This is a genomic window from Polynucleobacter sp. AP-Jannik-300A-C4 (assembly GCF_018688335.1).
Lineage (GTDB): Bacteria > Pseudomonadota > Gammaproteobacteria > Burkholderiales > Burkholderiaceae > Polynucleobacter.
The window spans coordinates 1,216,681-1,234,068 of the sequence record NZ_CP061316.1 but is presented as its reverse complement, the minus strand read 5'-3'; the positions used below and the strand labels follow the sequence as shown (position 1 = coordinate 1,234,068).

Genomic DNA, 17,388 nt, shown 5'->3' with positions numbered 1-17,388 from the left:
AGCACCCCATTCTTTGGGACAATTCTAGGGATGTTTATAAAAACCGGCTTTCGATCCCTGCTGCTGTTGACTGCTATAGCCATCTCTTTGTTTGGCTGTGCTGGCTTCACTGGGAATTCCATTGAGAATGAGGCTGGTCAAGCATTTAACGTAGATCAGTTGCCAGCTCAAGAAGACTTGCCGAAATTTTCTGCTGATAGACCAAGAAATGGCATGCCAGATGGTTGGCATTTTTACCGCATAGCGCCTTACAAAAAGAACACGATTTACCGGTTAGAGAATTATCAAGGTCGCACGGTGCTCGCTGCTAACTCTAAAACATCAGCATCTGGTCTTGCGGTAAAGCTTCGGCCACGTTCAGCGCAAAACTTATGGTTGCAGTGGGAGTGGAAGGCGGTAGGCGCAATTCCTCAAGCAGACAATGCAGAAAGCCAACATGATGATGCACCACTCCGCATTTTGGTAGCCTTTGATGGTAATAAATCCAAGCTTCCCTTAAAAGAAAAGCTCACCTTTGAGATGGCTAGCTTAATTAGTGGACAAGAGATGCCATACGCCACAGTGATGTATGTTTGGTCGGGCAAGAATCCAGTCAATACGGTTTTGAATAACGCTCACACTTCTCGCGTGAAGATGATTGTGGTTGACTCAGGTATGAATAACTTGGGTGAATGGCGTAAGCACGAGCGAGATTTAGCTGCAGACTACAAGCTAGCCTATGGTGAGGCACCAGGTAATGTCATTGGGATTGCGCTTCTGACTGATACCGATAACACTAAGTCAGAAACCCGCGCCCTCTACGGCGATATTGAATTAGTGCGTAAGAATCTTAAATAACTTTAGACTGCATAGGGTGCCAACGCTTGAGCAGTAGGGCATTACTCAAGACGCAGAAACTGGAGAGCGCCATCGCACTACCAGCCAGCATGGGGGATAGGTAACCCAAAGCTGCCATCGGTATACCAATCGTATTAAATGCAAATGCCCAAAATAAATTTTGACGAATCTTATTCCAAGTCTTTTTGGAGATGTCAATTGCATCTGCTACCAAAGCAGGATCACCTCGCATTAAGGTGATACCAGCGGCTTGCATTGCGACATCAGTCCCAGTGGACATCGCCATACCAACATCCGCCATCGCGAGCGCTGGTGCATCGTTTACACCATCGCCAACCATTGCCACAAATTGTTTCTGACCTTCAGAGCCAATCTGTAAGCTATGGATGATTTCTGCTTTATTGCTCGGCATGATTTGTGCAAAGACTTCATCAATGCCGATGGTTTTTCCAACGCGGGTAGCCGCAGCCAAATTATCGCCAGATAGCATGACTGTTCGAATATGCAATGCGTGAAGTGCAGTGACTGCAAATTGAGCATTTGGCTTCAGCTCATCCCCAAAGGCAATCACAGCAATTGGTGATGACACTTCGCTACCTTCACCACTTACATTCATTAAAACGGAAACAGTTTGACCATGCTCAAAACAAGCCTGTGCTTTTTGCAAAAGAATATCGTGCCGAGAGCTTCCCTCGAGAGAAGCTACGCTTTGCAGGCGAAGTGTTTGACCCATAAAAGGACCTGCACTGGGTACACCTTCAATTCCAATACCAGGCAAGCCTTTGCTCGATGAGGTAGCAATTGGTGCGACACCTTTTACTTTTGCAGTATCAAGCAAGGCTTTAGCTAAAGGATGCTCACTTCCCAATTGCAAGCCCGCAGCGGTAGCGAGGATTTGATTGGCATCGGCAGGTGAATTATCAAATGGAATAAGGGCAAGCATACGTGGCTTACCAATAGTTAATGTGCCGGTCTTATCAAAGGCAACAATATTGAGTTTATGAGCAAGCTCTAATACTTGTGGGTCTTTAATCAGAATGCCAAAGCGGGCGGCGATGCCAGTGCCGGCCATGATTGCCGCAGGTGTAGCTAAACCAAGTGCACAGGGGCAAGCGATAACGAGGACCGAGACAGCACGTAAGATGGCGATGGAGATGGAGTCTAAGTAAAGCCAGTTGCCGATGCCAGTGATGAGCGCAAGAACAATCACTGTGGGGACAAAAATTGCGCTCACCTGATCAACCAACTTTTGAATTGGTGCCTTTTGGGTTTGCGCTTCCTCTACTAAGTTAATGATTTGTGAAAGTACGCTTTCAACACCAACAGCTTGAGCTATGACGACAAGTGCACCCTCGCCATTTAAGGCTCCACCAATGACTTTCGATCCAACTAATTTCTTAACGGGCGCGCTCTCGCCCGTAAGTAGAGATTCATCAACGTGGCTAGCGCCAGAAATGATCGTGCCATCAACAGAAATGCGTTCACCTGGCAGTATGAAGACTCTATCGCCGGGGAGTACTTGGTCCAAAGGTAAGTCCCGGTATTGATCTGGACCGATACCTAGTTCGTTCTGGGGCTCACAATCCATGTTCAAAACTTTCGCATGCTCGGGCCAAAGTTTTTGCAGGGCGCGAATCGCTTCGCTGGTTTGTTGCTTGGCACGTGACTCTAGCCATTTGCCTAATAAGACCATGCAAATAATGACCGCAGATCCTTCAAAGTAGAGTTCATGCGTATGGTTTGAGGCGAGCAAGAGGTACAGGCTAAGTCCATAGGCGGCGCTGGTGCCTAGGGCAACCAGTAAGTCCATATTGCCAGCACCAGCCATCAAAGATTTATAGCCTGCTACGTAGAAGCGCCAGCCTAGAATGAACTGCACTGGTGTAGCCAGAGCTAGCTGCCACCAGCCTGATAAAGACCAGTGAATGCCAAAAGGCATGAAGAACATGGGTAAGAAGAGGGGGGCGGAAAGCAGGAAGCTCAGAATCACCCGGCCTAAACCATCATCGGCCCAAAAGGACTTGCTTGCGTTCTTATCTAAATTGCCTTGTGGAGAGCTTTCTTTGGCCTCGTAACCTGTTTTTTTAACGAGCGCGATGATGTCTGCGAGGGTGGAGGAGCCGCGTTTTACCCGAACCCTTGCCTGCTCAGTCGCTAAATTGACGGTGGCCGCCTCAACCCCAGGAATCTTGTCCAAAGCCTTCTCTACACGACTGACGCAAGAGGCGCAGGTCATCCCACCTATGTCGAGGGTATAAAACTCTGAATTACTCGTTTCTGTGGAGTGCATGTAGAAGATAATCTACCGTAAGGTGAAAAAAGGCCATCAACAACCGTATTTTGACAGTTTTTAAGGGGTAGCTATGTTTACGCTGAAGGTATCAGGAATGACTTGTGGAGGCTGTATTAATGCTGTTACTCGAGCTGTGCAGGCTCAAGATCCTCAAGCCCAAGTTCAGGTGGACTTGGCGACTCAGATAGTGACGCTGGAAACAACCCTCACTCCAGAGCTGGCTGCCGAGCTTATAACAGATGCCGGATTTCCCATAACAAATTAGGGCATTGTTTAGAATGTATACACGCTAGCCAATCGTTAGCAACCTTGTAGCTTTTTGTTTCTAAAGGATCGCGAATCATGTTCTTCAGCAAGTTAATGCCTCACGATGGCAATTTCTTTGAATTGTTTAATGAACATGCTGCACATATCGTTGCAGCATCGGAATCCTTTTTAAAGTTCATTGAGGATTACAACGATGAGGCATTACGTGCCAAATATACGCAAGAGGTAGATGGCGCAGAACATGCTTGCGATGACGTGGTGAAAGAGGTTCATCGCCGCCTCCATAAGACTTTTATTACTCCGATTGATCGTGATCAGATTTTCGATTTAATAAATACCATGGATGATGTTGCTGATCTAATACAGAACGGTACTGAAGCAATGCATCTTTACAACGTCAAGCAGATGACCGATGAGATGCTTCATATGGCTGAGCTTTGCAATCAATGCTGTATTGGTATGAAAAATGCTGTGGGCATGCTCAAAGACATATCCGATCCCGAAGTTGCAAAAGCAGCTCTCAAGACTTGCGATGAGATTGATCATTTAGAGTCTGGGGCAGATCGTTTGCTTTCAACTGCGATCACCAAGCTATTCCGTGAAGATATTGAAGTACGTGAGCTGATCAAATTGCAGCGTATTTATGAGTTGCTTGAGGAAGTTACCGATAAATGTGAAGACGTTGCCAATTTGGTTGAAGGCATTGTCCTTGAAAATTCTTAAGGTTAAATAAGTTGGCCTCAATAGAAGTCGCATTTTGGGTAGTGGCGCTATTAGTAGTGCTAGCTTTGGCATTCGATTTTATGAATGGATTTCATGATGCCGCCAATTCCATCGCCACTGTCGTATCTACCGGAGTACTGAAACCTCAGCAAGCTGTGGTTTTTGCCGCATTTTTTAACTTTGTAGCTATTTTCGTATTTCATCTAAGCGTTGCTGCTACGGTGGGCAAGGGAATTGTTCTTCCAGCCGCTGTAGATTTACATGTCATCTTTGGAGCTTTGGTTGGCGCCATCATTTGGAATGTCGTAACTTGGTATTACGGCATCCCCTCAAGTTCTTCTCATGCCTTGATTGGCGGCCTTGTGGGAGCGGCCTTACCAAAGGCGGGTATGGATGGCTTGGTATGGTCAGGAATCATCAAGACAGTATATTTTATTCTTATTTCACCAATGGTGGGGTTCTTATTAGGCTCCTTAATGATGTTATTGGTAGCCTGGGTTTGCCGGAATGCAAATCTGTCCAAAACGGATCGTTGGTTTAGGCGTCTACAGTTAGTTTCTGCTGGTGCATACAGTTTGGGTCATGGCGGTAATGATGCGCAGAAAACCATCGGCATTATTTGGTTGCTGCTAATTATTACTGGTTACGCAGAGGCTGGCGCAAGCATGCCGCCCACCTGGACGATTGTTTCTTGCTATATCGCCATTGCTATGGGTACGATGTTTGGTGGTTGGCGCATTGTTAAAACGATGGGCCAGAAACTCACCAAACTCAAACCAGTTGGTGGTTTTTGTGCCGAGACGGGTGGGGCAATCACTTTATTCTTGGCAACAGCCCTTGGTGTTCCAGTCTCCACTACCCATACGATTACTGGGGCTATTGTTGGGGTCGGCTCAACTCAACGGGCTAGCGCGGTTCGCTGGGGCGTAGCTGGCAACATCGTTTGGGCCTGGATCTTTACTATTCCAGCAACTGCTTTGATGTCTATGGCGGTTTATTACATTAGCCTCTTCATTTTTTAAATTAGCTCAATGAGCACGCTAATCTCGTTTTAAGCAATTTTTTGCATGTGCGGTTAATCTACACACTATTCCATTATTTGTAATACATCTCAATAAACCCTATTGAGATTGCCTTGTGGGAATGTTTATCTTAGGAGAAGTCGGTGGCGCTTACTGTAGAGGCTGTGCAAGCAGCATTAAAAGGTCTGGTTGACCCAAATACGCAAATTGATTTTGTGTCGGCAAAGAGCGTCAAAAATCTAAAAGTAGACGGCGGCGATATTAGCTTAGACATTGTTCTCGGGTATCCAGCAAAAAGTCAGTTTGATTCGATTCGTAAATCGGTCATATCTGTTCTTCGCGAATTACCTGAAGTTAAGAATGTCAGCGTTAATGTCAGCAGTCAAATCGTGGCACATTCTGTTCAGCGTGGAGTGAAGTTACTTCCTAATGTAAAAAATATTATTGCTGTAGCCAGCGGTAAAGGTGGGGTAGGAAAATCCACCACAGCAGTAAATCTAGCTTTAGCCTTGGCTGCGGAAGGTGCGCAAGTTGGCATGTTGGATGCAGACATCTACGGACCGAGTCAACCGATGATGCTAGGAATTACTGGCAGACCCACTTCGATTGAAGAAAATACCATGGAGCCTATGGAAGGCCACGGCCTTCAAGCTAGCTCTATTGGCTTTTTAATCGATGATGATGCACCCATGGTGTGGCGCGGTCCAATGGTGACTTCAGCTCTTGAGCAATTACTTCGTCAGACACGTTGGCGTGATCTCGATTACCTCATTGTGGATATGCCGCCAGGTACTGGTGATATTCAGTTAACGCTTGCTCAGAAGGTGCCTGTCACCGGCGCAGTCATCGTGACCACTCCTCAAGATGTTGCTTTACTGGATGCGCGTAAGGGCTTGAAGATGTTTGAGAAGGTTGGCGTTCCCATAGTAGGCATCATCGAAAACATGAGCACTTATGTTTGCCCAAGCTGTGGTCATGAGGAGCATGTGTTTGGTACCGGTGGTGGTCAAAAGATGTGTAAAGAATATGGAGTTGATTTCTTGGGCGACTTACCACTCAATTTATCTATTCGTGAGCAGGCTGATGCAGGTCGTCCAACTGTAGTGGCTGATCCGGATGGTGCGATCAGTGCAATTTATAAAACAATTGCTAGACGAGTTGCCATTAAAGTAGCGGCGCTTTCTAAAGATATGAGCAGTAAATTTCCCAGCATTGTTGTTCAAAATACTTAATTAATTATGAAGTTTGCCGTCGTCATGCGTAAGCAAAAAATCGATAACCCTTGGATTGATTTCCGTTGGGCGGCAAAAGAGGTGCTGCCAGATTATGGCCAATTTTCTTCTTCTCATCCCCCTGAAAAAATCATGGGTCAGTTTTTAGGAAGGGATGATCAAGGAGAGTCTTGGTTGTTTACCGGATATGAACTTGATTTGTATCCCGATGACGCTGAGGGTTACTACCTCAATGTTTCCGCAACTTTTCCTTGCTGGTTTGTCATGTGGCGCATGGAAGAGGATTTTGAGCAGTATATTGACGATCAATCTAAGGCGCTCATAAGCTCGGAATCTAGCTTTCCAATTCCTCATCGTGTGGATGTGAGCTATAACGAAGCTGCCCACTTAATTGATAGTGGTGAAACAGTTGACAATATTCCCATGAGTGATGAGCACGCTTCTTGGCTGCAGGATTTTGTTAACCAGCATTTCCGGCCTGAGCCAAAAAAGAGACACAAACCCGCATCCTTTAAAGGTGCTAATCGTTCTTCGGAGGATTGATGGAGAGCCGATTTTTAAGTCGATGGTCCCGCCTTAAATCGGGTAAAGCAGTTCAATCCGAGGAAGGGCCCGCACCATCGTCTCAGACAGCTGACACAAAAACATCAACTGATGTTCAGCCTCCCATTTCCTCTGAAGAAGTCAAACTGCCTTCCCTTGATGATGTTGAGAAGATTGATCAGTTGGCGCCTGATTTCTCTACGTTTATGCAGCCAGGCGTTGATCCAGAGGTTCAACAGGCAGCATTAAAAAAAATGTTTTCTGATCCTCACTTCAACATCATGGATGGCCTTGATGAATATATTGATGATTATTCAAAGCCCAATCCTATTCCATTGGCCATGCTAAAGCGTATGGCTCAATCTAAGATGCTGAGCATCTTTAGTGAAAATGAAGATCAAGCTGTTCCTGAAATTGCTCATGCGGATTCATCTCATGCTGAATTGAAAGACCAAGACTCAAATCCCGCAGCTTTAGCTAACCCTGTAGAGAATCGTATAACATCATCCACTGCAACTCCGAATGATGTGCAATTGAGCCCCGTACCAATGCCTGTGGATAAGAAAACGAGTTAAGAAGATTATTAATGAGCCAAAAACTAGTTTGTAACTGCAATGGAACGATGCCTCTTGATCCAAGTAAATTGGGTGTCAAGATACACACAGCCTTGTGCAGGCAAGAGCTTAATTCGGTCTTGGGTGCATTCAATGGTGATGATTCTCTAATTATTGCCTGCACACAGGAAGGCGCCCTGTTTAATGAATTGGCAGCGCAATCTGAAAAACCTTTGATTGCTCCATTGCGTTTCGTAAATATTCGTGAGGTTGCTGGGTGGACGCAGGAGGCTGTGTCATCTTCTCCAAAAATTGCTGCGTTGCTAGCTTTGGCTGAAATGCCTGAGGCCGATCCTGTTCCGGTCATTAATTATGAGAGCCAAGGTCGCACATTGATTATTGGCGCTGGTGAGCAAGCAATTCCTTGGGCCGAGCAGTTGAGCGACGCATTAGAGGTCTCCGTTCTCTGTACTGAACCAAGTCCACTACCTTTATCGAGAGACTTTCCTGTCTATTCCGGCTCCACAAAGTCGATAGAAGGATATCTTGGAAATTTCACCGTCCAATGGGAGTTGGAAAACCCAATTGATCCAGAGATGTGTACTCGCTGTGGTGCTTGTGTTGAAGTTTGTCCGTCGGGCGCAATCAATGATTCATTCCAGATTGATTTGGATAAGTGCAAATCACATCGCAAATGCATCACGGCCTGCGCCGGTATTGGCGCGATCAATTTTGATCGGGTTGAGCGAAATCGCACTGCCCAATTCGATTTAATTTTAGATCTACGCTCAAAAACTCATATGCGTATGAGTCAAACTCCCCAGGGGTATTTCTCCCCAGGCACTGATCCGCTTGAGCAATCATTCGCTGCTAATAAATTATTGAGTCTGGTAGGGGAGTTTGAGAAGCCCAAATACTTTGCTTATAACGAAAAAGTTTGTGCACATGGCCGCAACGGTAAGGTTGGCTGCAACGCTTGTATTGATGTTTGTTCAACTGCTGCCATTACTTCCCTTTTTAAAAATGGGCAGGGTACTGTCGAAGTTAATCCAAACTTATGTATGGGATGCGGTGCTTGCTCCACTGTTTGCCCATCAGGTGCGATGCGATATAACTATCCAAGTGTTTCGCACCAGGGTAAAGAAATCAAAACTTTGGCAAATGTTTTTACTCAGGAGTGCGCTAAGGAAAAAAAATCCGTTAGTCCTGCGCTTCTTTTGCATACTCTGAAAGCCGGCACAAACTTAATTGATGCAGTTGGTCGCGCCGCCCATTTAAATCCAAGTCGATACGAAGGATTGCCTTCCTATTTAATCCCCTATGGTGTTGAGCATATTGCTTCAACAGGAATAGACTTATGGTTGGGCGCATTGAGTTATGGCTTTAGTGAGGTTTACTTATTATTGTCTGGTGAGCAAGATCCCGCTTATCAAGCTGCTTTGCAGACACAGGCTGAGCTCTGCAATGCAATCTTGGCAGCATATGGTTTTGAAGCACGAATTAGTTTGATCCATGCGGCCGCATCCGATGACATTGCGCCGGTTTCATTGGTCATGGGTCAGTTGCGTCAACGTGGTCCCCTCGCGGCAGTGTGCACTCCTGCTACTTTTGGTTTAAATAATCAGAAGAGAGAGACGATAGAAGCAGTTTTAGAACATCTAGAAAAACAAGCAAAAACAGTCTTGCCCGCAGCTGGAGCTCCTTTACCAGCCTCTTCATTATTAGGCGGCTTAAATATCAACAAGGATGCATGTACTTTATGCATGTCCTGTGTTGGCAGCTGTCCTGAAGGCGCTCTATTAGACAATCCGGACGAGCCTAAGTTGTCGTTTATAGAGAAGCAATGTGTTCAGTGCGGTATTTGCGTAACCGCTTGCCCTGAGCATGCTTTGAGCTTGGAGCCACGTTTATTAAGCGTTGAGCAAAGAAAGCAGCGAGTCAATTTAAATGAGACCAAGCCATTTCACTGCATTAGTTGCGGGAAGCCCTTTGGGACTCTCAAAATGGTTGACCTGATGATGACCAAGCTTGGCGCACATGCCGCCTTCTCTGGGCCGGCAATGGAGCGCTTAAAGATGTGCAGTGATTGTCGCGTAGTGGATATGATGAAGAATGAAACATGAGTGAATTAGAAAAAGATCAGAAGATTGCAGAGGTCGGTGATGTTGGCTTGCCTGAGGATTTGGCCAGGGCTGACCTATATGGTTTGATAGCGCGCCTCTTTTTGTCACCCCCTGATCAAGAGCTGCTTGACCAGATAGCAGCATCTATCCCTGAAGGCCAGAGCGGTACTGATGAAGCGCCACTTGCTCAACTATGGGATAGTTTGGTGGAGTTAGCCAAGAACAATCCCGCTCAAGCATGGAGAGACGAATTTGATGCGAACTTCATTAGCGTTGGTAAGCCAAATGTTGTTCTCAATGCGTCTATTTACTTGGCGGGACATCTCAATGAAAAGCCTTTAGTAGAAATTAGACGGTCCTTAGACGCATTTGGTCTCGAAGCTGCCGAGAACATAACTGAAACTGAAGATCACATATCAGCCTTGTGTGAGGTTATGCGCTACCTCATAGCTGGTGATGATGTGGAGATTTCTAATTTGACGAATCAGCGCATTTTCTTCAATGACCACATTCGTCCCTGGTATGACGAATTGTGCGATGCAATAGAAGCGATCCCAGACATGCATCTTTACCATTCTGTAGCTGCATTAACACGTGAATTTCTAGCGATTGAAGCCCAGGGCTTCGATATGATTTGATATTGCGTTGCATCATTTTTCGGTGACCAATGCGCTAAAAAATATTTCTTTTTCTATATATGCAAAAAATACAATTACCAATTACACTTGATCCATATCAAATTTGCACTAACTAGGAGCATGCGATGACTACCAAATCCGCAACTGCAGTAAATGAAGAAAATAAACCTTCACGCAGAAAGTTTTTTATCGGAGCGGGTGCCACAGTAGGCGCTGTCGCGGTTGCTTCACAAACTACGATCGGCAATGCGGTTATTCAAGAAATTGGCAGTACTGTTTCAGGAGACAAAGAAGGGTATCAACTCTCCGCTCACATTCGTAAGTACTACGAAACCACTTTGTTGTAATCCGTTCTAATTTTTTAGCCACTCCTTTTATAAAACCAAAATTTTTTCAGGGGCAACAAATGAGCCTGACTCGCAAATCTAATACACCTCAAAGTAGTCGTTCAGTCCCAGCATCACGCCTAATCGGCAGTCTTTCGCGCGGGCTTAAAGCAGCTGTTCCAACAATGGATCGTCGCCAGTTCCTAAAACGTTCAGGCGTCGGCGTTGGTGCTGGAATTGCTGCAAGCCAATTGACCATGGTTCAAAAGGCAGTGGCTGATCAAAGCAAAGCAATGCTAGATGGCAAAGCTGGAAAAATTGAAGTGAAGCGAACTGTATGTACTCACTGCTCAGTGGGTTGCGCGGTTGATGCAACTGTGGAGAATGGTGTTTGGGTTCGTCAAGACCCCGTTTTTGATTCTCCAATCAATTTAGGTGCTCATTGCGCGAAAGGCGCAGCACTTCGTGAGCATGGCCATGGCGACTTCCGCTTACGCACACCAATGAAATTGGTTGACGGTAAATATCAAAAGATTTCCTGGGATCAAGCTTTAACTGAGATCACGGCGCAGATGAAAGACATTCGCGCCAAATACTCTCCTGATGCGATGTACTTCATTGGTTCATCAAAACAAAATAATGAGCAAGCGTATTTGTTACGTAAGTGGGTATCTTTCTTTGGAACCAATAACACAGACCACCAAGCTCGTATTTGTCACTCAACTACAGTTGCTGGTGTAGCTAATACTTGGGGCTACGGCGCCATGACAAATAGCTACAACGACATGATGAATTCAAAAGCAGCTTTGTATATTGGCTCTAATGCTGCTGAGGCGCATCCAGTATCTATGCTGAGCATGTTGCATGCCAAGGAAAATGGTTGCAAATTAATTGTGGTTGATCCACGTTATACAAGAACTGCAGCGAAGTCTGATCAGTATGTTCGCATTCGTTCTGGTACTGATATTCCATTCTTGTTTGGTGTTCTCTATCACATCTTTAATAACGGTTGGGAAGATAAGAAATACATCAACGATCGCGTCTATGGCATGGACAAGGTTCGCAAAGAAGTGATGGAAAAATGGACTCCAGCCAATGTAGAAGAGGCTTGCGGCGTTCCTGAGGCTCAGGTTTATAAAGTTGCCGAGACCATGGCAAAAAATCGTCCAAGCACGATTGTTTGGTGTATGGGACAAACTCAGCACACCATTGGTAATGCGATGGTTCGCGCTTCCTGTTTATTGCAGTTGGCATTAGGTAACATCGGTAAGTCTGGTGGCGGCGCAAATATTTTCCGCGGCCATGACAACGTTCAGGGTGCAACTGACGTTGGCCCAAATCCAAATTCACTGCCTGGTTACTATGGCCTAGCTGCTGGTTCTTGGAAGCATTTTGCGACCGTTTGGGGCGTAGATTATGAATGGATTAAAGGTCGTTATGCTCCTGGCATGATGGAGAAATCAGGCACTACCGTTTCCCGTTGGGTCGACGCAGTGCTTGAAAATGATGACATGATCGACCAAAAAACCAACGTTAAAGGTTTGTTCTTCTGGGGTCATGCGCCTAACTCTCAAACACGCGGCTTAGATATGAAGCGCGCAATGGATAAGTTAGATCTTTTGGTTGTGGTTGATCCATATCCAAGTGCAACAGCTGCGATGGCTGCTATGCCTCCTGCAGAAGGTCAAAAAGTTAATAAGAATCGCAACGTCTATTTGTTGCCAGCTTGTACCCAATTTGAAACTCAGGGATCTGTAACTGCTTCAAATCGTTCGATTCAGTGGCGTGAGAAGGTTATTGATCCTTTGTTTGAATCTGTTCCAGACCACACCATCATGCAAGCATTTGCTGATCGTTTAGGTTTTGGTAAGGAACTCTCCAAAAACTTCAAGATGGTTACTGGGAAGTATGCAGGTAAAGATTGGCCAGAACCAGAAATTGAATCTATCTTGCGTGAAATCAACCGTGGCGTTTGGACTATTGGATATACCGGTCAGACACCAGAGCGCTTGAAGGCACACATGCGCATGATGAGCGTCTTTGATCCGAAGACATTGCGTTCACGTGGTGGTGTTGATAAAGTGACTGGCTACGATACTACTGGCGATTATTTTGGCTTGCCATGGCCATGTTACGGCACGGCCGCTATCAAGCATCCAGGATCACCAAATCTTTACGATACTAGCAAGTCTGTAATGGAGGGCGGCGGTAATTTCCGTGCGAACTTTGGTGTAGAGAAGGATGGCGAGAGCTTATTGGCTGCTGATGGTTCTTACTCCAAAGGCTCTGCGATCAAAACTGGATACCCTGAGTTTGATCATGTCTTTATGAAGAAACTTGGCTGGTGGGATCAATTGACCGACGACGAGAAAAAACTCGCCGAAGGAAAGAATTGGAAGACAGACTTGTCAGGTGGTATTCAGCGCGTTGTGATGAAGAATGGTTGCCATCCCTTTGGAAACGCCAAGGCACGTGCAGTAGTTTGGAACTTCCCTGATCCAATTCCAGTCCACCGTGAAGCTCTTTACAGTACCAATCTTCCAATGATGGAGAAATATCCTACATCTGATGACTTGAAGAATTTCTGGCGCTTGCCTACGCTGTTTAAGACAGTTCAGCAAAAGAATATTGCCGATAAGCTATATGAAAAGTTCCCAATTACTCTTACTTCTGGCCGTTTGGTTGAATATGAAGGTGGAGGAGACGAGACTCGATCCAACCCATGGTTGGCAGAGTTACAACAAGAGAACTTTGTAGAGATTAATCCTAGAGCCGCAGCAGTTCGTGGCATTCAAAACTGGGATTATGTTTGGGTTAAATCTCCAACTGGCGCAAAAATTAAGGTGCGAGCCTTGGTGACTGAGCGTGTTGATGCGAAGACTGCATTTGTCCCATTCCACTTTGCTGGCTGGTGGCAGGGCGCAGACATTCGTAAGTACTATCCAGTTGGAGCGGCTCCTGTTGTTCAGGGTGAGGCAGTAAATACTGCAACTACCTATGGTTACGATCAAGTAACCATGATGCAAGAGACCAAAACTACGATGTGTCAAATCGAAAAATTTGCCTAAGTCTAACTAAAGATAAAGTCAGGAGAATAAGCTATGGCAAGAATGAAATTTATCTGTGATGCAGAGCGTTGCATTGAATGTAACGGCTGTGTAACAGCATGTAAGAACGAGAATGAAGTTCCTTGGGGTATTCAGCGTCGCCGTGTTGTGACGATTAATGATGGAATTATTGGTGCTGAAAAATCAATTTCAGTAGCCTGTATGCATTGTTCTGATGCGCCTTGTATGGCAGTTTGCCCAGTTGATTGTTTTTATCGTACGGACGAAGGTGTTGTTCTGCACGATAAAGATATTTGTATTGGTTGTGGCTACTGTTCTTATGCATGCCCATTTGGTGCGCCTCAGTTCCCAAGTCAAGGAACATTTGGAATGCGCGGAAAAATGGATAAGTGCACATTCTGTAGCGGTGGTCCAGAAGCAAATGGTAGCGTTGCGGAATTTGAGAAATATGGACGTAATCGCTTAGCTGAAGGTAAGTTGCCTCTATGCGCTGAGATGTGTTCAACCAAGGCCTTAATTGGTGGTGACGGTGATGTCATTGCAGATATTTTCCGCGCTCGTGTTGTGGCTCGCCAAAAACACGGTAAGAATGTTGGTGCCGATGTATTTGGTTGGACAACAGCCTATGGTCAGCCTGGAGCGAAGACACCGACTCCAACGCCTGCTGCAAAAATTCCGGGAGCTAAATAATGAAATTCAATTTTAAGATCCTTGCTCTGTGCGCTACCGCTGTCGGAATCTTGGCTGGTTGTTCCGAGCGTCCCCAAGCAGGCATTAGCGCGGCTAAGCGCCCAGATGTTGCGCCATATATGGGTGCAAATGATGGCTTTATGACAAAAGGTTGGACTCCTGGTAATGAGCTGAGCTGGAAAGAGGCGATTAATAAGCGCAACCAACAGCAAACTGAATACACCCGTATTAAGTAATCAGTTGAGATTATCTACAGTTAGCCGTTTGAGGACACTCGCATGAAATCATTTACAACCAGCGACATACGCCTTTGGGTGTTAGCAGCAGGTATTTCACTCTCACTGATGAGTGGTGCCAGTTTTGCGCAACAACCAAATGCTGCGGCACTTCCTAAGGTTGAATCAGCCAATATTATGGATATCGGGCGTGCTGCTGATGCAAGTCCGCAAGCGCAAATTGAGGCCGCAAAAAATCAGCCGGGCAACAATGCTCCGATATGGCGAACAGTCAATAGCGATACGCCAAACTTTGTGAATGGACCCGTCACCGAGCGTGGAGTGCTTATTCAGAAGTCTGGCCAGCAATGGCGCCTTATTCGTAATGGCGTTATTACCGTATTCGGGGCTTGGTTATTGGCATTTGCTTTCTTTGGTGTCCTAGCGATGTATGTCTTGCGTGGCCCAATCAAATTGCACGAGCCACTTTCTGGAACTAAGATTAAGCGTTTTACAGATCTAGAGCGTTACACCCATTGGACTATGGCATTTAGCTTTGTGGCTTTAGCGTTTACTGGTCTATTAATTCTGTACGGTAAGTTTTTTGCTTTACCTGTGATGGGTGGAACCCTGTTTGGAATCTTCTTGTTTATTTGCAAGAATATCCATAATTTCGTGGGTCCATTATTCACTCTGAGCATCATCGTATTTTTCTTCCTGTTTGTGCGCAAGAATATGCTTGAACCTGATGACATGGCTTGGATTAAGTCGTTTGGTGGTCTCCTATCCGGCAAACATGTCCCATCAGGATTCTTTAATTTTGGTGAGAAATTCTGGTTCTGGTTTGGTATGGTCTTTTTAGGACTCATCATCTCAGCTTCTGGATGGGTGCTTGACATGATAGTTCCTGTGCCTGGAATTGAATATTGGCGTGGCACTATGCAGTTGGCAGATATTATTCATGCTTCAGCTGCCTTATTGATGACAGCAATGGCAATGGGTCATATCTACATCGGCACCATTGGTATGCAAGGCTCAATCGATGGTATGAAAACGGGTTATGTTGATGCTGCTTGGGCTAAAGAGCATCATGAAATTTGGTACAACAAAGTTAAATAAGGACGAAGCCATGAAAAAAATCATTGCCTTCACAATCGGTGCTCTGGTAGCAAGCTCTGCCTTTGCTTTTTTCCCGCCACTATCACCAGAAGCTCAGGCTGCTGCTGATTTAAAAAAGGCTAAAACTGACTATGCTGGTAAGGTTGGGGCTTTCAAGCTTTGCCAGGTGCAAAATAAGATCGCAGATCAATACAAGGTTTCCGGTACTCCAGCACCAGCAGCCTGTGTAGCGCCACCTCCATTTGTTGCACCGGTTGCTGCTGCAGCGCCAGCTGCAAAGTAATTAGTCGGAGAGCAACTCTTGATGTAAGTAGCGCTTAGCTGCTTGTGTCTGAGGTTTGGCAAAGAAAGGACCTACGGGTCCTTTTTCTTTTATCTGGCCCTGATCAATGAAGATAATGTACTCAGCTAGTCTTTGTACTTGTGCCAGCTGGTGAGAGGTAAAGATGACATCTGATCCTTGAAGCTTAAATTGGCGGATGATTTCTTCTACTTGCTCTGTAGTATTTGGATCTAGATTGGCGGTGGGTTCATCTAGCAATACCAAATTGGGTTTTTGCAATATGACTCGACCTAAGCATAGCTTTTGTCTTTCTCCTGCTGAGAGTTTATGAGCAGGACTATTCGCAAGACGGCTTAAACCGATCTGCTCTATGACGGCATCAATAGCCCTCGACTCAATAGAAGGATCGGAGTCTTGGACCATCGCAATATTGGTTCTAGCGGAGGCCTTAATCATTGGCGTATGGTGCAATACCAAGGATGATTTGATGGATCTTCTTGAGTGGGTGATCGTGCCTGAATTCGGTTTGATCAAACCATCAATTAACTTAAGGAAGGTAGTTTTTCCGGCGCCATTGGGCCCAATACAGGCGCTAATTCGATCTGCAGGAATGAGTGCGTGGGGGATGTCCAATATTGTCCGACCATCACTTTTGACAATGATGTCCTGAAGCTCGATGTATTGCTGAAATTGTTCGGAGGGATTAACCATAGCGTCGCTCCGCAATTTGGCGAACTACAAATGTGAAAAGGTTGGCCAGCAACACAATACCTAGCAGGACAATCCCTAAGGCAAGCGCAAGAGGGAGATCGCCCTTACTCGTTTCTAGGGCAATCGCAGTGGTCATGGTTCGAGTGGATTGATCAATATTCCCGCCCACGATCATGACGGCTCCAACCTCGGATATTGCTCTAGCTAGTCCAGCTAGGACGGCAATAGTCAGTGAGAAGCGACAGTCCCAAATCAGCCATTTGAGGGAGGCCATTCTGGGTAAGCGAAGGGCCATGAAGGAATCCCGATGGATTCTCCAGGAGTCTTCCAAAATTTGGCGGCTTAGAGCAGCAATTAGAGGCGTTGTGAGCAGTGTTTGAGCCAGAATCATGCCCTTGGGTGTAAATAGCCACCCCCATACCCCTAAAGGCCCAGAACGCGAGAGTAGAAGGTAGACCACAACGCCAACAATGACTGTTGGGACGCCCATGAGCGTATTTAAGGTGACTGTAATGGCCTTCTTACCTCTGAATTCTTCGGTAGCCAGTAAGGCGCCGATAGGGAGACCAAGTAAAGTGCCGAGCAGTAATGCAGTTAGGCTAACCTGTAGCGAGATCAGTACTATGCCCACAACCCCGGCATCTAAATGCGCGAGTAGCTTAAAGGCATCCTGAAAGGTCATCAACATGGGCTTGATTCTAGCAAGGGGATGGCAAAATGGCATAAATGCAAACAATTCCCCCT

General features: G+C 45.8%; 18 protein-coding genes. 15 read left to right on the top strand and 3 right to left on the bottom strand.

What is annotated here, in order from left to right; translation table 11 throughout:
- Positions 1–30: 30 nt before the first annotated feature.
- Entirely contained in the window at positions 31–837 is an 807-nt protein-coding gene (locus tag FD975_RS06470; protein WP_215301199.1) for a DUF3047 domain-containing protein, read from the top strand.
- On the opposite strand, the gene FD975_RS06465 is transcribed toward FD975_RS06470, so the two are convergent.
- Complete coding sequence (locus FD975_RS06465; protein ID WP_215301196.1) at positions 830–3,127, bottom strand: cation-translocating P-type ATPase; 2,298 nt, start codon at positions 3,125–3,127, stop codon at positions 830–832. The genes FD975_RS06470 and FD975_RS06465 overlap by 8 nt on opposite strands.
- Before the next feature lie 73 nt (positions 3,128–3,200).
- Here FD975_RS06465 and FD975_RS06460 point away from each other — a divergent pair, with 73 nt between their 5' ends.
- The 14 genes from FD975_RS06460 (at position 3,201) to FD975_RS06395 (ending at position 15,933) form a co-directional block, all read left to right on the top strand.
- Positions 3,201–3,395 carry a heavy-metal-associated domain-containing protein gene (locus tag FD975_RS06460; protein ID WP_215301194.1) on the top strand — a complete coding sequence of 65 codons (195 nt, stop codon included), beginning with the start codon at positions 3,201–3,203 and terminating at the stop codon, positions 3,393–3,395.
- A 77-nt stretch (positions 3,396–3,472) separates the two neighbouring features.
- Complete coding sequence (locus FD975_RS06455) at positions 3,473–4,120, top strand: DUF47 domain-containing protein (RefSeq protein WP_215301192.1); 648 nt, start codon at positions 3,473–3,475, stop codon at positions 4,118–4,120.
- 11 nt (positions 4,121–4,131) lie between these two features.
- On the top strand, positions 4,132–5,142 hold the full coding sequence (locus FD975_RS06450; RefSeq protein ID WP_215301190.1) for an inorganic phosphate transporter: 1,011 nt from the start codon (positions 4,132–4,134) through the stop codon (positions 5,140–5,142).
- A gap of 143 nt (positions 5,143–5,285) precedes the next feature.
- The gene (apbC, locus tag FD975_RS06445) at positions 5,286–6,374 is read left to right on the top strand and encodes an iron-sulfur cluster carrier protein ApbC (protein ID WP_215301188.1); all 1,089 of its coding nucleotides are present in this window, start codon (positions 5,286–5,288) and stop codon (positions 6,372–6,374) included.
- A 24-nt stretch (positions 6,375–6,398) separates the two neighbouring features.
- Positions 6,399–6,917 (top strand): DUF3305 domain-containing protein, encoded by a 519-nt coding sequence (locus FD975_RS06440; RefSeq protein WP_251371156.1) that lies wholly within the window; start codon positions 6,399–6,401, stop codon positions 6,915–6,917.
- Entirely contained in the window at positions 6,917–7,492 is a 576-nt protein-coding gene (locus FD975_RS06435; RefSeq protein WP_215301184.1) for a DUF3306 domain-containing protein, read from the top strand. Before FD975_RS06440 ends, FD975_RS06435 begins: the two co-directional genes overlap by 1 nt.
- A gap of 11 nt (positions 7,493–7,503) precedes the next feature.
- Positions 7,504–9,594 carry a 4Fe-4S dicluster domain-containing protein gene (locus FD975_RS06430; RefSeq protein ID WP_215301182.1) on the top strand — a complete coding sequence of 697 codons (2,091 nt, stop codon included), beginning with the start codon at positions 7,504–7,506 and terminating at the stop codon, positions 9,592–9,594.
- Positions 9,591–10,232, top strand: a complete 642-nt coding sequence (locus FD975_RS06425; protein WP_215301180.1) for a molecular chaperone — start codon at positions 9,591–9,593, stop codon at positions 10,230–10,232. The genes FD975_RS06430 and FD975_RS06425 overlap by 4 nt, the downstream gene beginning before the upstream one ends.
- Before the next feature lie 125 nt (positions 10,233–10,357).
- Entirely contained in the window at positions 10,358–10,579 is a 222-nt protein-coding gene (locus tag FD975_RS06420; RefSeq protein ID WP_215301179.1) for a formate dehydrogenase, read from the top strand.
- A 59-nt stretch (positions 10,580–10,638) separates the two neighbouring features.
- A complete protein-coding gene (locus FD975_RS06415) occupies positions 10,639–13,626 on the top strand; it encodes a formate dehydrogenase subunit alpha (protein WP_215301177.1) in 2,988 nt (995 codons plus the stop codon).
- 33 nt (positions 13,627–13,659) lie between these two features.
- Entirely contained in the window at positions 13,660–14,316 is a 657-nt protein-coding gene (fdh3B, locus tag FD975_RS06410) for a formate dehydrogenase FDH3 subunit beta (RefSeq protein WP_215301175.1), read from the top strand.
- Positions 14,316–14,552 carry a hypothetical protein gene (locus FD975_RS06405; protein ID WP_215301173.1) on the top strand — a complete coding sequence of 79 codons (237 nt, stop codon included), beginning with the start codon at positions 14,316–14,318 and terminating at the stop codon, positions 14,550–14,552. Before fdh3B ends, FD975_RS06405 begins: the two co-directional genes overlap by 1 nt.
- Before the next feature lie 42 nt (positions 14,553–14,594).
- Positions 14,595–15,650, top strand: a complete 1,056-nt coding sequence (locus FD975_RS06400) for a formate dehydrogenase subunit gamma (RefSeq protein ID WP_215301171.1) — start codon at positions 14,595–14,597, stop codon at positions 15,648–15,650.
- A 10-nt stretch (positions 15,651–15,660) separates the two neighbouring features.
- On the top strand, positions 15,661–15,933 hold the full coding sequence (locus FD975_RS06395; protein ID WP_215301170.1) for a hypothetical protein: 273 nt from the start codon (positions 15,661–15,663) through the stop codon (positions 15,931–15,933).
- On the opposite strand, the gene FD975_RS06390 is transcribed toward FD975_RS06395, so the two are convergent.
- Positions 15,934–16,644 (bottom strand): ATP-binding cassette domain-containing protein, encoded by a 711-nt coding sequence (locus FD975_RS06390; protein ID WP_215301168.1) that lies wholly within the window; start codon positions 16,642–16,644, stop codon positions 15,934–15,936.
- The gene (locus tag FD975_RS06385) at positions 16,637–17,332 is read right to left on the bottom strand and encodes an ABC transporter permease (protein ID WP_215301166.1); all 696 of its coding nucleotides are present in this window, start codon (positions 17,330–17,332) and stop codon (positions 16,637–16,639) included. The genes FD975_RS06390 and FD975_RS06385 overlap by 8 nt, the downstream gene beginning before the upstream one ends.
- Positions 17,333–17,388: the final 56 nt, after the last annotated feature.

Bases quoted from the DNA above. Each gene is read 5' to 3' on its own strand.
- FD975_RS06470 (WP_215301199.1), top strand. From the start codon at position 31: ATGTTTATAAAAACCGGCTTTCGATCCCTGCTGCTGTTGACTGCTATA.
- FD975_RS06465 (WP_215301196.1), bottom strand. From the start codon at position 3,127: ATGCACTCCACAGAAACGAGTAATTCAGAGTTTTATACCCTCGACATA.
- FD975_RS06460 (WP_215301194.1), top strand. From the start codon at position 3,201: ATGTTTACGCTGAAGGTATCAGGAATGACTTGTGGAGGCTGTATTAAT.
- FD975_RS06455 (WP_215301192.1), top strand. From the start codon at position 3,473: ATGTTCTTCAGCAAGTTAATGCCTCACGATGGCAATTTCTTTGAATTG.
- FD975_RS06440 (WP_251371156.1), top strand. From the start codon at position 6,399: ATGCGTAAGCAAAAAATCGATAACCCTTGGATTGATTTCCGTTGGGCG.
- FD975_RS06435 (WP_215301184.1), top strand. From the start codon at position 6,917: ATGGAGAGCCGATTTTTAAGTCGATGGTCCCGCCTTAAATCGGGTAAA.
- FD975_RS06430 (WP_215301182.1), top strand. From the start codon at position 7,504: ATGAGCCAAAAACTAGTTTGTAACTGCAATGGAACGATGCCTCTTGAT.
- FD975_RS06425 (WP_215301180.1), top strand. From the start codon at position 9,591: ATGAGTGAATTAGAAAAAGATCAGAAGATTGCAGAGGTCGGTGATGTT.
- FD975_RS06420 (WP_215301179.1), top strand. From the start codon at position 10,358: ATGACTACCAAATCCGCAACTGCAGTAAATGAAGAAAATAAACCTTCA.
- FD975_RS06415 (WP_215301177.1), top strand. From the start codon at position 10,639: ATGAGCCTGACTCGCAAATCTAATACACCTCAAAGTAGTCGTTCAGTC.
- fdh3B (WP_215301175.1), top strand. From the start codon at position 13,660: ATGGCAAGAATGAAATTTATCTGTGATGCAGAGCGTTGCATTGAATGT.
- FD975_RS06405 (WP_215301173.1), top strand. From the start codon at position 14,316: ATGAAATTCAATTTTAAGATCCTTGCTCTGTGCGCTACCGCTGTCGGA.
- FD975_RS06400 (WP_215301171.1), top strand. From the start codon at position 14,595: ATGAAATCATTTACAACCAGCGACATACGCCTTTGGGTGTTAGCAGCA.
- FD975_RS06395 (WP_215301170.1), top strand. From the start codon at position 15,661: ATGAAAAAAATCATTGCCTTCACAATCGGTGCTCTGGTAGCAAGCTCT.
- FD975_RS06390 (WP_215301168.1), bottom strand. From the start codon at position 16,644: ATGGTTAATCCCTCCGAACAATTTCAGCAATACATCGAGCTTCAGGAC.
- FD975_RS06385 (WP_215301166.1), bottom strand. From the start codon at position 17,332: ATGTTGATGACCTTTCAGGATGCCTTTAAGCTACTCGCGCATTTAGAT.